Raw genomic sequence first — 12863 nt, 5'->3', positions numbered from 1 at the left:
GGCAAGTCGATCTCGACTTCGTCGACATAACACCAGCCCCAGCCTTCGGGCGGGTCTAACCCTCGATGATCGGATGGCGCGTCGCGTGGAAATGCGCGGTGGCGTGGCGGTGCGGCGACTGGTCGCAGCAGCCGACATGGCCGCAGGCGCGGCAGATGCGGAGATGAAGCCATGGGCTGCCGATCTCGAGGCACTCCTCGCAGCCCTGCGCGCTCGGCGTCACCTGATTGATCGTTGCGCTGTGGATACACGAGCTCATGCGTTCTCCCTTCCGGCCCGCCGCGAAGACCGGCGCTGCCGCCGCGCCCTATCTGCTCCGGACGAACGTGAGCGGCCCGAAGATGTGAGCATAGCCGGCGGGCATGCCATGCGGATAGCGGGATCAACCGGCGTGCCGTTCGAGCAGCTTGATCCGGCGGAGTTCAGCGTCATGGGGCCTTGGGGACCCCAAACATGGTAGCTGGCTGGGGCGGCAGGATTCGAACCTGCGAATGCCGGTACCAAAAACCGGTGCCTTACCACTTGGCGACGCCCCAACGGGAAGCGGGCTTATAGGGCCTTAGAAGAGCCGTTCAACCCAGCCGTACGGATCGGGCGCGGTTCCGCGCTGGATCGCGACGAGCTGCGTGCGGAGTTGCTCGGTGAGCATGCCCGGACCACCGTTTCCGATCGCGAAATCGAAGCCGCGCCCGCGCACCCGGCCGATCGGCGTGACCACCGCGGCAGTACCGCACGCAAACGCCTCACGCAGGCGCCCGCTGGCGGCATCGGCCTGCCACTCCTCGAGGCTGTAACGCTCCTCGCGCACCGTGATGCCGGCGTCGCGGGCGAGCGTCAGCAGCGATTCGCGGGTGATGCCGGGCAGGATCGTGCCGGTCAGCGGCGGAGTCTGGATCGAGCCGTCGTCGAACACGAAGAAGACGTTCATGCCGCCCAGTTCCTCGACATAGCGGTTCTCCGCCGCGTCGAGGAAGACGACCTGGTCGCAGGCATGGCCGATCGCCTCGGCCTGGGCGACGAGGCTGGCGGCATAATTGCCGCCGCACTTCGCTGCACCGGTGCCGCCCGGCGCGGCGCGGGTGTAATGTTCGGAAACCCACAAGGTAACCGACGGCGCGCCGCCCTTGAAATAGGCGCCCGCCGGGGAAGCGATCACCAGATAGAGATACTCCTGCGCGGGCCGGACGCCGAGGAAGGTCTCGCTCGCGAACATGAAGGGACGCAGATAGAGCGAGGCGCCCTCGCCCTCCGGGATCCAGTCGCGGTCGGTGCTGACCAGTTCGCGGATCGAGGCGAGGAACAGTTCCTCGGGCAGCGGCGGCATCGCCATGCGCTGCGCCGATTCGGCGAAGCGGCGGGCATTGGCGTCGGCGCGGAACAGGGTCGCGCCGCCATCGGGCATGCGATAGGCCTTGAGACCCTCGAAGATCTCCTGCGCATAATGGAGCACGGCGCAGGCGGGATCGAGCTGGATCGGACGGCGCGGCTCGATCCGCGCATCGTGCCAGCCCTTGTCGGCGGAGTAATGGATCACCGCCATGTGATCGGTGAAGATCTTGCCGAAGCCGGGATTGGCAAGGAGCGCCGCACGGTCGGCCACCGCCACCGGATTCGCATGCGCCTCGAACTCGAAATCCAGGACCGTCGCGTCTTCCATCATACCCTTCCCGAGAGCACCGGCCGAGTCTGGCCGGATCGACTTGCGGACGACTAGGCCGCGAGGCTAGAATGGTCAACATGGCTGCCCCAATTCCTGCCTCACCACTGTTCCTGCGCGAGCCCGAGATCCGCCGCGGCATCGAGCTGCTCTATTTCGGCTATGCCAATCTGACGCGCTCGATCGACGCGGGCTTGGCCAAGCAGGGACTGGGCCGCGCGCACCACCGCGCGCTCTATTTCATCGCGCGCCAGCCCGACCTGACGGTGAGCGCGCTGCTGACGATCCTGGGCATCACCAAGCAGTCGCTCGGCCGGGTGCTGGGCGAGCTCGCCGACCGCGGCATGGTCGAGACCCGCGCCGGCGAGCGCGACCGGCGCCAGCGGCTGCTGCGGCTGACGCCGGCTGGCGCGGCGCTGGAGGCCGAATTGTTCGACGCGCTCCGCGAGAAGATGTCCGCGGCGTATTCGAGCGCCGGGCAGGGCGCTGTCGGCGGCTTTTGGGCAGTGCTCGAAGGGCTGGTGCCCGAAAGCGAGCGGAGCAGCGTCTCGGGGCGCTAGCAGCGCGCTCAGGCGACCTTGAAGCCCTCTTTGTTCATCGTCAGCGTCAGCGCCTTGTTCTTTTCTTCGGAGAGCTGGGCGCGGAGCATCGGGAAGAGGTGCATCTCCTCTTCCTGCATGTGCTTCTCGATGTCGGCGCGGAACTCGCGAACCTTGGCGATCCAGTCGGGCGAGGCCGCGGGCGTATTCTCCAGCTCGTAGAGATACTGCTTCACATAGCCATGCTCCTTGGTGAGGGCATCGGCGGCGTCGCGCTGGCCGATCTCGCGGAGCGCGGGATAGATCACATTCTCTTCCTCGACCGCGTGCTTGAGCAATGCGTGCTTGAGGTGCGAGAGCAGCATCGAGCGCTTGACGGTGTTGTTCTCGTCGGTCGCCTCGATGGCATCGAACACCTTGAGCGTGGCCTGATGCTCGACGACCAGCGCCTCGTCCCAATTACCGGCGAGCGCGGTCGGCGCCTGCACCGCAGCCTTGCGGCCGAACATCGCGAGGATACCAAGCGCAGCGCCGCCCGCCACCGCGCCGGCGACCATGCCGAAATTGCTCGACCGGCCTTCATTGCCCTTCGACGAAGAGGAGCCCTTGAAACGTCCCTTGCTGTCACGCGTGGCCGTGGTGGTCGCCATTACCGCCTCCATTGATGGATGAGTCGGAAGCAAAACAAATTGGGAAGGCCCGCGTTCCGTGTTGGATTTGCGGCGCTTAACTTCGCACTTTGCCCGCGGTTTGGGACATTTCGTTGCGCGCCAAAGCAAGGATGTTACGCAGGGATTTCCAGGAAGGTTCACCGGATCAAAGAGCGAACATCGGTATGGCATAAAATGCGCGTGTAGGAAAATACTTCCTGCGCGAAAGTCAGCGGCGTGCCTCTGCGGCCATTTCGGCGTTGCGGCGCTGCGAGGCGGCGAGGGTCTCGCGGAGCAGCCTTTGAGCGCGTCGTCGCGGTCGAGCACGTTGAGGCCCTGACGCGTCGAGCCGCCGGGGCTGGCGACGCGATCGGCGAGAATGCCGGGCGCGACATCGGCCTGTGCGGCGAGCAGGCCCGAGCCCTCCACCGTAGCAATCGCGAGCCGCTGCGCCTGATCGGAATCGAGACCGAGCGCCGCGCCCGCTTCGGCCAATGCGTCGATAAATCGATAGACGAAGGCGGGGCCGCAGCCCGACAGCGTCGTGACGGCTTCGAACAGGCCCTCGTCATGGATCCATTCGACGAGGCCGAGGGGCGCCATCAGCGCGTCCACGCCGGGGACGCGATCTCCGTGGAGCCCGACGACGCCCTTGCCGAGCGCGACGGGAAGATTGGGCATGGCGCGGACGATCGAGTGGCCGGGGAAACGCTCCCTCAGCGTCGCGACCTCGGCTCCGGCGAGGATCGAGATGAGGGGCACGCCGCCCGACGGTAGGGAGTGGATCAACGGCGCAACATCATCGATTTGCTGCGGCTTCATGCCGAGCTGGATGAAATCGGGCGCCGCTTCGTCGGGGAAGGCCCTGCCCTGCCGCACGCCGGCGGGGAGCTCGCGATCGTGGCGATTGACGACGAAGACGTTTTCGGGCGCGATCACCCCGCTTTCTATCCAGCGGCGGAGCATCGCGCCGGCCATGTTGCCGCAGCCGACCAGCCATAGCCGGAGCGGCGCAGCCGTGCTCACGCCTCGCCCTGCGTCTCGATCAGCGCGGCTGCGATCGCCTCGGCAGGGCTCTTGCCGCCCCACAATACGAACTGGAAGACGGGGTAGAAGCGCTCGCACTCGTCGATCGCGCTCTCGACCAGCAATTCAGCCTGATCGAGCGTCAGCGTCTTCTCGCCCGCACCGTCGATCATCGCGGCGTGGCGGAAGAGCAGGATGCCGCTGGCCGACCAGAGCTCGAAATGGCCGATCCAGAGCTGTTCGTTGACCAGCCCGATCGTCTCATAGACCGCCGCGCGGCGCTCGTCGGCGACACGGATGTCGGGGAAGGCGAGGAACTGAAGGACGCCATCGTCCTCGCGCCAGATCGCGCGCAACTCATATTCGGTCCAGCTGCCTTTGAACTTGGCGACGATCTCGTCGTCCTCGCGCTCGAAGGTCCAGCCATGCGCCGCGAAATAATTTTCGAGCATGTCGATCGGCGCGGCGTCGTCGCGGTCGTATTCGGCCTCGTCCAACATCCTCACCTCCACACACCGGAATTGGCTGAGGCGAATCCTGCCAATCGTGCTCCGGCGGCACAAGCGCGCGGTGCGCAACCCTGTCGAAAAGCTGTGGACAAGCAGTCGTTAACCGGTTGGCTCAAACGTCTGCCTTCGGAGCCTTGGGCGCACGGGCGGGCTTGGCGGCCTGACCGCCGAGCTTGGCCTCGAGCGCCTCGATCCGTGCCTTGAGCGCATCATTCTCGTCCCGCGCGGCGACCGCCATCGCCTTCACCGCGTCGAATTCCTCGCGCGACACGAAATCGAGCCCGCCGAGCCATTCGCGCGCACGTTCCCGCGTGGCGCCCTCGGCCTCGCGCGCCATGCCGGCGACGGTGCCTGCCGCACCGTTCACGAACTTGACGAAATCGTCGAACAGGCGGTTGTCGGTCTGCATTTCGAGCTTCCTAAACGAACTTCAACGGATCTCAATTTGGTCAGCCGAGCGCGAAGGTACAAGGGACCCGGCGTTCGGATTGAGCGCGTGGATCTGCCAGAGCAGCACGAAGGCGAAGCAGAGCCAGGCGAAATAGGGCAGCAGCAGCGCCCCCGCGACCTTCCGGATGCGCCAGAAAAGCAGGAGGGTGAGCAGCGCCAATGCGACCAATGCACCGATCATCAGCAACGCGGTATCGACCTTGTGCAGCCCGAAGAACACCGGGCTCCAGGCGAGGTTGATCGCGAGCTGGGCGACGAAAACCAGCAACGCGAGACCGCGGCCGCGCGAGCCGCGCGCATTGATCACCAGCGCAAGCGCCAGCCCCATCAGGACGTAAAGGATGCTCCACGCGACGCCGAAAGCCCAGCCGGGCGGCATGATGCCGGGCTTGGCGAGCTGGACGAACCACGGATTCTCGTCGCCGCTTGGTGCGAGCCTTCCCGAACCCAGCCCCAGCAACAGCATGAGCGGGACCGTCACGATGGCCCAGCGAAAATAAGCGAGGCGCAACTGACCCCTGGACGCGATCTCTCTCAACCCGGTTCCTCCTTTGCGGCACGCAAGCGCCGCCCCCGGGATGATCCCCTAATCCAATGTCTGCGCAGTCGCAAAGATGCGATCGTCATGTAAATGTGCCCCGACCCGAAATGACGGAGGCGCGGTATGGAGCAAGTTACCGGAGGCTGCTTGTGCGGCGATGTTCGGATCACGGCAACAGGCGCGCCCTACCGCGTCGGGCTTTGCCATTGTCTCGACTGCCGCAAGCATCACGGCGCGCTTTTCTTCGCCGCGGCGATATTCCCGCAGGATGCCGTGACCGTCGAAGGCGAGACCCGCGACTATCGCGGCCGGCATTTCTGCCCCCGCTGCGGCTCGTCGGTCTTCGCGCGTTTCGCGGACGAGATCGAAGTGCATCTGGGGGCGCTCGATACACCGGACCAGTTCATGCCGAGCTATGAGAATTGGGTGATCCGCCGCGAGGCGTGGCTGCCGCCCTTTCCGCTCAAACGACATTATGCGCGAGACAGGGAGACCGACGGGCGTTTCGAGGAGTAGCGCGCAGGATTACGCGCCGCCTCGCTCCGCCCCGATCAGGAATTCAACATTGCCTTCGGGCCCGGTGATCGGGCTCTGGGTGATCCCCAATACCCGCCAGCCCTGCGCGGCGACCCATTCGGATACTTCGCGGCAGACGCGCTCGTGCACTTGCGGATCGCGCACCACCCCGCCCTTGCCCACTTCCCCGCGCCCCGCCTCGAACTGCGGCTTGATCAGCGCTGCGAGCCGGGCCTGCGGTTTGGCGAAGCGGAACGGCACTTCGAGCACCTTGGCGAGGCCGATGAAGCTGGCGTCGCAGACAATGATGTCCACCGGCTCCGGGATATGCGCTTCGGTGAGCACGCGCGCGCTGGTCTGCTCAAGGACGATCACGCGCGGATCCTGGCGGAGCTTCCAGGCGAGCTGGTTGGTGCCGCTGTCGACCGCATAGACGCGTGCTGCGCCACGGGTGAGCAGCACGTCGGTGAAGCCGCCGGTCGAGGAGCCGACGTCGATCGCGACCATTTGCGTGACGTCCCACCCGAAATGGTCGAGCGCGTGCGCCAGCTTGATCCCGCCGCGCGAAACCCAGGGATGATCGCGGCCGCGCACGTCGAGCACCACGTCGTCGGCGAATTGCTGCCCCGATTTGTCGACCTTGCGATCGCCCGCGAAGACGAGGCCGGCCATGATCAGGGCCTGTGCGCGGGTGCGGCTCTCGGCCAGCCCCCGGTCGACGAGCATCTGATCGGCGCGCTGTTTGCCCATCCGCCGCCTTTAGGCGCGCCTTCTCCCGCTGTGCAACCACTCCGGATGCAACGTTCATGGCCAGGCTGCGGCAGCTGGTGCACAAGTCGATCCGCTTTATGGACATCGACTTCGGGGGAGGTTCCGATGACGCCAGGTTCCGCGTGCACCGCGCTGGTGCGGCGATTCGAGGGCTGCGCGAAGAAACGGGCGGATGGCAGGTTCATCGCCTATCCCGATCCGGGAACGGGCGGCGATCCATGGACGATCGGCTGGGGAACCACGGGCGCGGACGTAAAGCCGGGGGTGATCTGGACCCAGCAGCAATGCGACGATCGGCTGGCGAAGGACGTCGCCAGCTTCGCAGCGAAGGTTTCCGCGGTGATCGGCGGAGCGCCGACCAGCCAGAATCAGTTCGATGCGATGGTGAGCTTCGCCTATAATGTCGGCGTGACGAACCTGGCGAACAGCACCTTGCTGCGACTCCACAAAGCAGGCGACTTTGCGGGTGCGCAACAGCAATTCGGCCGGTGGAACAAGGCGGCGGGTAAAGTGCTGCCCGGCCTGACCAAACGGCGCGCGGCCGAGGCGGTGCTCTACGCCGATTGAGGCGGCCGAGCGCGACGCCCGCGACTATTCCCATATGCGCAAGACTACAGGATTTGTCCGGCGCCACCTCGCACGGGGATGGCGCGCGGAGCGCTGGATCCCGGCTCGCGCCGGCGGTTTTTACCGACGAACCGGGAGCAGGATCCGCTGAAGGGTCGAGCCGCCGACCTCGATCGGTTGCGAGTTCCGGAAAATCTACGGAAATCAATCAGAAACATCGTGTCGTTGGCATCCACGGTTTCGCCGGCGTTAAGCCTTTCCCGCGCTTGCCACGTCCAGCCCCTCCGTCACAACCGTCTGGCAACCACCGAAGGGGCATCGTCGATGGGCGCGCGTGTCGTACTTTCCAGGGAACAGTTGCTCCGGCTGACGCAGCTGGTCGAGGCGATCGCCGCGCAACGCGGAGGAGACGCCGATGCGGCAATCGCGTTCCTCCAGGATTCGGCCGCGGCGGGACTGAACAAGCCTTCCTATAAATCGGTCGCACAGTTCGCGGCCGGTCTGCGCGCGGTCCGCCTGCGCCGGAACGAGATGCTCGGCACGCCGGTGTTCCGCGATCCCGCCTGGGACATGCTGCTCGATCTGGTGGTGGCGGCCGACGAGCGGCGCGCGGTCTCGGTTTCGGGGCTGTGCCATGCCTCGGGCGTGCCGACGACGACGGCGCTGCGCCATGTCGACGGCTCGAGGCTCTAGGCCTGCTCACGCGGACCCCGATCCTTCCGACAAGCGCCGTTTCTGGGTGGACGGCGAGCCGGAAGTGCTGGGGCGGGTACGCGAGATCCTCGCGCGGCTGCAGGCCGAAGCCTGACGGCCGTCCTGATCATAGCGCCGGCGCAACTTTCCCGGCGCCACGCATTCCCTCTCCATAGGAATCTTCATGGGAGAGTAGACATGCGCACCATGTTGTTGGGATTGCTGGCCGCGGGCACGCTCGCCGGCTGTGCGGACACGGGCTATGGCACGTCGAGCTATGACGGCGGCTATCGCAGCTATGACTGGAACCGGCCCGACCCCTCGTACGGCGGCTATTATGCCGACCGTTATTATCGCGACGACCGCAGCTATCGCGAGCGCCGCCTGTCGCGGCAGGATCGCCTCTATCGCGGCCGGGACGGGCGTTATTATTGCCGCCGTTCGGACGGGACGACCGGGCTGATCGTCGGCGGGGTTGCCGGCGGCGTGCTGGGCAATATCATCGCGCCGGGCGGATCGGAGCTGCTGGGCACGGTGCTCGGCGCGGCAGCCGGCGCCGCGGCCGGCTCGGCGATCGACAAGAACCAAGTTCGCTGCCGTTGACAATCCGGGACGCGGCGGCACGCTGTCGCCGCGTCCCATCACTCGAAGGGGAATCCATGACGACACGGACTGCGACCGCTCGCTACCAGGGCTTCGGCAAGGACGGCAAAGGCCAGCTCGACACGCCCTCGGGCGTGCTCGACGCGACGCCCTATAGCTACAATACCCGCTTCGGCGACGAGAAGGGCACCAACCCCGAGGAGCTGATCGCGGCGGCGCATGCCGGATGCTTCACCATGGCGCTGAGCTTCGCGCTTGCGCGGGCGGGGTTCAGCGAAGGCAGCCTCGAGACGACTGCCGCGGTCAAGCTCGAGCAGCAGGGCGACAGCTTCGCGGTGACGCGATCGGACCTGACGCTCAAGGCCGAAGTGCCGGGCATCTCGCCCGAGCAGTTCGACGAGCTCGCCGCCGGGGCCAAGGCCAATTGCCCGATCTCGAAGCTGCTCAAGGCCGAGATCACGCTCAGCCATACGCTGGCCTGAGCGGCTTTTGCGCTCAATCTCTACTCGATGACTGGGAATCCGCTGGCGAGAATCGTCGGATCGGATTAGGATCGACCTTCAGCTGATGGAGTGCGCCATGGTGCCTGCGCTGTCCCTTCCCGCGAACCTGTCGCTCGTCGAAATATCGGGTGCTGCCGGCGCGCCGTGGCGCAATCTGTTCACGGGACCGGCGCGGGAGCACATCCCCTATCGCGCGGGTACGCAATCGGAGCGCAATCTGCTCGCGGCGAAGCTCGATGCGGCGGTGACGCGCGCGGACGGCGCGGTGCTGCTGATCGCCGAGGGCGCGAGCTGCTTCGCGACGGCGTGGTGGGCGCGGCTGTCGCCGGCTTCCTACGTCTCGCGTGTCGCGGGCGCCTTGTTCTTCGAGCCGATCGACGAGCAGGGCGAGAGCGTCGAGACCTTGCTCGATACCTTCGCCTCGCCGCGCACGCCGCTCCCCTTCCCGTCGATCGTGCTGGGAGGCGAGGACCGGCGATCGATGCTGGCGGCGCGGGTCCGCGCGCTGGCGGACAATTGGGGCAGTGGGCTGGTGGCGTCCGCGCACAGCAGCGACGCGCGCCCGATGCGGCGCACCCGCGGCGTGATCGAACGCTTCACCGCCGGGGTGGTTGCCCGCGAAGTGCGCACTGCGACGACGCTGATGGGACGGGTGCGCCCGATCCGCTGAGGCGAGGCTCGCGGCGAGCGATCAATGCTCGCGGAACGAGGACCAGAAGCTGCCGATCAGCGGCTCGAGCGCATAATCCAGCGCCGTGCGCCTGCGCAACGGGATCAGCACCTGGACGGGCATGCCGGCCCTGAGCGCGAAATCGGCACCGCGGACGCCCTGGATCAGGTTCAATTGCTCGCGCGGGACGGTGATCTCGCCGGTGAAATAGCTCATCCCGCTCTTCTCGTCGGTAAAGCTGTCGGCGGAGAGCCGCGTCAGCCTGCCTTCGAGATTGGGCAGGGTCCGCTCGTGGAGCCCGGAGAATTTGACGAGGGTGCGCTGGCCGACTTGGAGATCGTCGGCATCCTCGGGCGATATCCGGGCCTGGATCAATAGCGGCGTGCGTTCAGGGACGACGTCCATCAGCTTCTGGCCCGGCGCGACCACGCCGCCCGGGGTGAACACCGACAGGCCGACCACCGCGCCGGTGGCGGGCGAGCGGATTGCCGTGCGTTCGAGCTGGTCGCGCGCGGCGGTCCAGCGCGGCAGGACGTCGCCCAGCCGGGTCTCGACGTCGCGGAGATCGGACGCGGTACGCTCGCGGAAGGTTCGTTCGGCCTCGAGCACCTGAATCTCGTTCTCGCGCGCGGCGCCGCGGGTCTGGGCGACGCTGGCAGTATATTGGCCGCGCTGGCCCTGAAGCTGGGCGCGCGCACGCTCGAGCTCGCGCATCCGCGTCGCCGAGACGAAGCCCTTGTCGGCGACGGGCTTGAGCGCGGCGATCTGCTCTTCGATCAGGCGGAGCTGCTCGGTCGAAGACACTGCCTGCTCGCCATAGCCACGCCCTTGTTCGCCCGACTGGAGAACGCGTTGACCGAGCGCGCCGCGCTGGGCAGACAGCACCGAGGTTCGCGCCGAGAGTTCGGTCTGCTGCAGCCGCATCGCCAGCGCCGCTTCCTCGCGGTCTTCGGGCGAGAGCGAGGCGAATTCCTTCGGTGCTGCGACCTGGCCGCGCCCGAGCTGCTCGGCTTCGAGCCGCGCGCGTTGGGCGAGCAGCCGGATCGCCTGCGAGGCAAGCGCCCGCTCCTGCGCCTGAACCTCGGCTGCGGCGAGCTGGACCAGCAGCTGGCCGCGCTCGACGCGCTGGCCCTCGCGGACATAGATCTTGCCGACGACACCGCCGTCGCGGTGCTGGACCGACTGGCGCTGGCCCGACACCACCAAAGTGCCCGGTGCATAAGCAGCGGCATCGAGCCGCGCGAACATCGCCCAGCCGAGAAATATCACGAAGAAGAGGGCGGCGATCACCAACCCGATGCGGATGTCGCGTCGCGGATCGGCGACCGGCGACGCGGAGACCGGCGCTTCGCCCGAGGGCGCGAGGAGGATCGGCATGTTCATGCGCCACTCGCCGCGGCAGTGGGCGGAGCGACACGCCGGAGATTGGGCGGCGCGATCTTGGGAAGCACTTCGTCGCGCGGGCCATAGAGTTCGACACGACCGTCGCGCAGGACGAGGATCTTGTCGACCACGGGCAGGATACCAAGTTTGTGCGAGACGATCAGGATCGTGCGGCCTTCCGCCTTGAGTGTTCCCAGCGCGGCGACCAGAGCGGCATCGCCTTCGGTATCGAGATGCGCATTGGGCTCGTCGAGAATCAGGATGCGCGGATCGCCATAGACGGCGCGGGCGAGCGCAATGCGCTGCGCCTGACCGGCCGATACGCCGCGACCGCCCAGCTTGAGCTGATGATCATAGCCGTTCGGCAGGCGCCGGATCAGCGGATCGGCACCGACCTTGGACGCCGCGGCGACTACCGCGGTATCGAGCGTGGCACGATCTTCGCCCAACTCGCCGGCGAAGCGCGCGATGTTTTCGGCGACCGATCCGGCGAACAAAGCGGCATCCTGCGGCAGATAGCCGATGTGGCGGGCCAGCTGCTCGGGATCCCAATCGCGCGTATCCGCGCCGTCGAGCCGGATCGTGCCACGATCGGCCGGAAGCGCGCCGGCGATCGTGCGGACCAGAGTCGATTTGCCCGCACCGCTGGGGCCGACGATCGCGATCACTTCGCCGGGATCGAAGCGCAGCGAGATGCTGTTCAGGATCGCGCCGTCACGCGCCTCGTTGAGGACGGTGATGCCTTCCAGCGCGACCGCGCCCTGCGGCGGCGGCAGCCGGGTCGGTTCGGGCCGGGTGCTGCTGCCCTCGAGGAGCGTGCCGAGACTGCGATAGCTCTGATGCGCCTGGACGAGCGTCTTCCACGTGCCGATCAGCTGCTCGATCGGCGCGAGCGCGCGGGCGATCAGGAAGGAGGCGGCGAAGATCGCGCCGCCCGAGATGAGGTTGTCGATCGCGAGCAGAGCGCCCAGCCCCAAGGCGAGCGACTGGAGCGCGAGGCGCGTGAACTTGGTGGCAGTGAGATAGCTGCCCGAAGCGAAGCTCGCCTCGGTCTGCGCGGCGAGCATGGCCTCGCGCTGGCGCAGCTGCCGCGCAACCATCGCCCGGCGCATGCCCAGCGCCCGGATGCTGTCGCTCGAGCCGAGCAGGGCATCCTGATTGGCGTAGGAAGTGCTGGCGATCAGTTGGGCACGATCGAGACGGCTGCGAGTCGCGCGCTCGTTTGCCCAGGCGATGAGCGGCAGAATCGTGCATCCCACTATCGCGACGACGCCGAGCCATGGATGCACCAGAAAGCAGACCAGGATGTAGATCGGGACCCAGGGCGCATCGAACAATGCGAGGATTCCCGGACCGGTGAGCGTGCCGCGCATCGTATCGAATTCGCGCAGCGCCTGCCGCGCCACCGGCAGCTCGGGCCGACCCAAAGTCGCGTCGAGGATCAGCGGCGCGAGCGTCGCATCGAGCTGGACGCCGGCGCGGACCAGCAGCCGCGTGCGGATGCGATCGAGCAGCGACAGCGTGCCCAGTGCGAACAGCAGCACCAGCGTGAGGAACGCGAGCGTCTGCAGGCCCTGGGTCGGCACTACGCGATCATAGACCTGCAGCATGTAGAGCGTGGGCACGATGTAGAGCAGGTTGATCAGCGCGCTGAACGCCGCGGCGGAGACGAAATGCCGCCGGCACAACGCCAGCGCCTGACGCAGCACCCCGATCGGGCGTTCAATTCGCATGGCTTGCCCCCGCTAAACGCAGTGCCGCGCGACCCGGAAGATCGCGCGGCGA

Annotated in this window: 16 protein-coding genes, 1 tRNA gene and 2 pseudogenes; 8 read left to right on the top strand and 11 right to left on the bottom strand. The window is 67.0% G+C overall.

The window, feature by feature from the left end; all coding sequences use genetic code 11:
- Positions 1-55: 55 nt before the first annotated feature.
- The 3 genes from PIB19_RS20195 to PIB19_RS20185 all read right to left on the bottom strand — a co-directional run bounded on the left by PIB19_RS20195 (position 56) and on the right by PIB19_RS20185 (position 1657).
- Positions 56-259, bottom strand: a complete 204-nt coding sequence (locus PIB19_RS20195; protein WP_271238771.1) for a UBP-type zinc finger domain-containing protein — start codon at positions 257-259, stop codon at positions 56-58.
- A gap of 202 nt (positions 260-461) precedes the next feature.
- Positions 462-536 (bottom strand) — tRNA-Gln (locus PIB19_RS20190).
- A gap of 23 nt (positions 537-559) precedes the next feature.
- Positions 560-1657, bottom strand: coding sequence for a branched-chain amino acid aminotransferase (locus PIB19_RS20185; RefSeq protein ID WP_271238770.1), 1098 nt, complete (start codon positions 1655-1657; stop codon positions 560-562).
- 80 nt (positions 1658-1737) lie between these two features.
- Between PIB19_RS20185 and PIB19_RS20180 the strand changes: the two genes are divergently transcribed.
- Complete coding sequence (locus PIB19_RS20180; protein ID WP_271238769.1) at positions 1738-2217, top strand: MarR family transcriptional regulator; 480 nt, start codon at positions 1738-1740, stop codon at positions 2215-2217.
- 8 nt (positions 2218-2225) lie between these two features.
- Here the strand turns inward: PIB19_RS20180 and PIB19_RS20175 are convergent.
- From PIB19_RS20175 to PIB19_RS20155, 5 genes and pseudogenes are all read right to left on the bottom strand, one after another.
- Positions 2226-2588 (bottom strand): annotated as a pseudogene (locus PIB19_RS20175) (hemerythrin domain-containing protein); the annotation flags it as partial.
- A gap of 487 nt (positions 2589-3075) precedes the next feature.
- A pseudogene (locus PIB19_RS20170) lies at positions 3076-3824 on the bottom strand (pyrroline-5-carboxylate reductase family protein).
- A 44-nt stretch (positions 3825-3868) separates the two neighbouring features.
- On the bottom strand, positions 3869-4372 hold the full coding sequence (locus PIB19_RS20165; RefSeq protein ID WP_271238768.1) for a YbjN domain-containing protein: 504 nt from the start codon (positions 4370-4372) through the stop codon (positions 3869-3871).
- A 121-nt stretch (positions 4373-4493) separates the two neighbouring features.
- On the bottom strand, positions 4494-4790 hold the full coding sequence (locus PIB19_RS20160) for an accessory factor UbiK family protein (RefSeq protein ID WP_271238767.1): 297 nt from the start codon (positions 4788-4790) through the stop codon (positions 4494-4496).
- A gap of 21 nt (positions 4791-4811) precedes the next feature.
- Positions 4812-5369: a TspO/MBR family protein gene (locus PIB19_RS20155; protein ID WP_271238766.1), complete on the bottom strand. Its 558-nt coding sequence runs from the start codon at positions 5367-5369 to the stop codon at positions 4812-4814.
- A gap of 150 nt (positions 5370-5519) precedes the next feature.
- Here PIB19_RS20155 and PIB19_RS20150 point away from each other — a divergent pair, with 150 nt between their 5' ends.
- Entirely contained in the window at positions 5520-5888 is a 369-nt protein-coding gene (locus tag PIB19_RS20150) for a GFA family protein (protein WP_271238765.1), read from the top strand.
- Positions 5889-5897: 9 nt separating this feature from the next.
- Here PIB19_RS20150 and PIB19_RS20145 read toward each other — a convergent pair whose 3' ends face one another.
- Positions 5898-6638 (bottom strand): TlyA family RNA methyltransferase, encoded by a 741-nt coding sequence (locus PIB19_RS20145; RefSeq protein ID WP_271238764.1) that lies wholly within the window; start codon positions 6636-6638, stop codon positions 5898-5900.
- Positions 6639-6764: 126 nt separating this feature from the next.
- On the opposite strand from PIB19_RS20145, the gene PIB19_RS20140 reads away from it, so the two are divergent.
- The 6 genes from PIB19_RS20140 (at position 6765) to PIB19_RS20115 (ending at position 9695) form a co-directional block, all read left to right on the top strand.
- Entirely contained in the window at positions 6765-7226 is a 462-nt protein-coding gene (locus tag PIB19_RS20140; RefSeq protein WP_271238763.1) for a lysozyme, read from the top strand.
- A 324-nt stretch (positions 7227-7550) separates the two neighbouring features.
- Positions 7551-7919, top strand: coding sequence for a hypothetical protein (locus PIB19_RS20135; protein WP_271238762.1), 369 nt, complete (start codon positions 7551-7553; stop codon positions 7917-7919).
- On the top strand, positions 7897-8034 hold the full coding sequence (locus PIB19_RS20130; RefSeq protein ID WP_271238761.1) for a hypothetical protein: 138 nt from the start codon (positions 7897-7899) through the stop codon (positions 8032-8034). Before PIB19_RS20135 ends, PIB19_RS20130 begins: the two co-directional genes overlap by 23 nt.
- Before the next feature lie 83 nt (positions 8035-8117).
- Entirely contained in the window at positions 8118-8522 is a 405-nt protein-coding gene (locus PIB19_RS20125) for a glycine zipper 2TM domain-containing protein (RefSeq protein WP_271238760.1), read from the top strand.
- A gap of 56 nt (positions 8523-8578) precedes the next feature.
- On the top strand, positions 8579-9004 hold the full coding sequence (locus tag PIB19_RS20120; RefSeq protein WP_271238759.1) for an OsmC family protein: 426 nt from the start codon (positions 8579-8581) through the stop codon (positions 9002-9004).
- Positions 9005-9101: 97 nt separating this feature from the next.
- On the top strand, positions 9102-9695 hold the full coding sequence (locus tag PIB19_RS20115) for an alpha/beta hydrolase (RefSeq protein ID WP_271238758.1): 594 nt from the start codon (positions 9102-9104) through the stop codon (positions 9693-9695).
- A 21-nt stretch (positions 9696-9716) separates the two neighbouring features.
- Here the strand turns inward: PIB19_RS20115 and PIB19_RS20110 are convergent, their stop codons facing one another.
- Positions 9717-11072: an HlyD family type I secretion periplasmic adaptor subunit gene (locus PIB19_RS20110; RefSeq protein WP_443018760.1), complete on the bottom strand. Its 1356-nt coding sequence runs from the start codon at positions 11070-11072 to the stop codon at positions 9717-9719.
- Between the two features lie 2 nt (positions 11073-11074).
- Positions 11075-12811 carry a type I secretion system permease/ATPase gene (locus tag PIB19_RS20105; RefSeq protein ID WP_271238756.1) on the bottom strand — a complete coding sequence of 579 codons (1737 nt, stop codon included), beginning with the start codon at positions 12809-12811 and terminating at the stop codon, positions 11075-11077.
- Positions 12812-12863: the final 52 nt, after the last annotated feature.

This window comes from Sphingomonas sp. 7/4-4 (genome assembly GCF_027941955.1).
Lineage (GTDB): Bacteria > Pseudomonadota > Alphaproteobacteria > Sphingomonadales > Sphingomonadaceae > Sphingomonas.
This window is presented reverse-complemented; position numbering and strand designations above follow the sequence as displayed.

Coding starts and splice junctions, on each gene's coding strand:
- PIB19_RS20195 (WP_271238771.1), bottom strand. CDS start 259: ATGAGCTCGTGTATCCACAGCGCAACGATCAATCAGGTGACGCCGAGC.
- PIB19_RS20180 (WP_271238769.1), top strand. CDS start 1,738: ATGGCTGCCCCAATTCCTGCCTCACCACTGTTCCTGCGCGAGCCCGAG.
- PIB19_RS20110 (WP_443018760.1), bottom strand. CDS start 11,072: ATGCCGATCCTCCTCGCGCCCTCGGGCGAAGCGCCGGTCTCCGCGTCG.
- PIB19_RS20130 (WP_271238761.1), top strand. CDS start 7,897: ATGTCGACGGCTCGAGGCTCTAGGCCTGCTCACGCGGACCCCGATCCT.
- PIB19_RS20115 (WP_271238758.1), top strand. CDS start 9,102: ATGGTGCCTGCGCTGTCCCTTCCCGCGAACCTGTCGCTCGTCGAAATA.
- PIB19_RS20120 (WP_271238759.1), top strand. CDS start 8,579: ATGACGACACGGACTGCGACCGCTCGCTACCAGGGCTTCGGCAAGGAC.
- PIB19_RS20185 (WP_271238770.1), bottom strand. CDS start 1,657: ATGGAAGACGCGACGGTCCTGGATTTCGAGTTCGAGGCGCATGCGAAT.
- PIB19_RS20125 (WP_271238760.1), top strand. CDS start 8,118: ATGCGCACCATGTTGTTGGGATTGCTGGCCGCGGGCACGCTCGCCGGC.
- PIB19_RS20160 (WP_271238767.1), bottom strand. CDS start 4,790: ATGCAGACCGACAACCGCCTGTTCGACGATTTCGTCAAGTTCGTGAAC.
- PIB19_RS20105 (WP_271238756.1), bottom strand. CDS start 12,811: ATGCGAATTGAACGCCCGATCGGGGTGCTGCGTCAGGCGCTGGCGTTG.
- PIB19_RS20140 (WP_271238763.1), top strand. CDS start 6,765: ATGACGCCAGGTTCCGCGTGCACCGCGCTGGTGCGGCGATTCGAGGGC.
- PIB19_RS20135 (WP_271238762.1), top strand. CDS start 7,551: ATGGGCGCGCGTGTCGTACTTTCCAGGGAACAGTTGCTCCGGCTGACG.
- PIB19_RS20145 (WP_271238764.1), bottom strand. CDS start 6,638: ATGGGCAAACAGCGCGCCGATCAGATGCTCGTCGACCGGGGGCTGGCC.
- PIB19_RS20165 (WP_271238768.1), bottom strand. CDS start 4,372: ATGTTGGACGAGGCCGAATACGACCGCGACGACGCCGCGCCGATCGAC.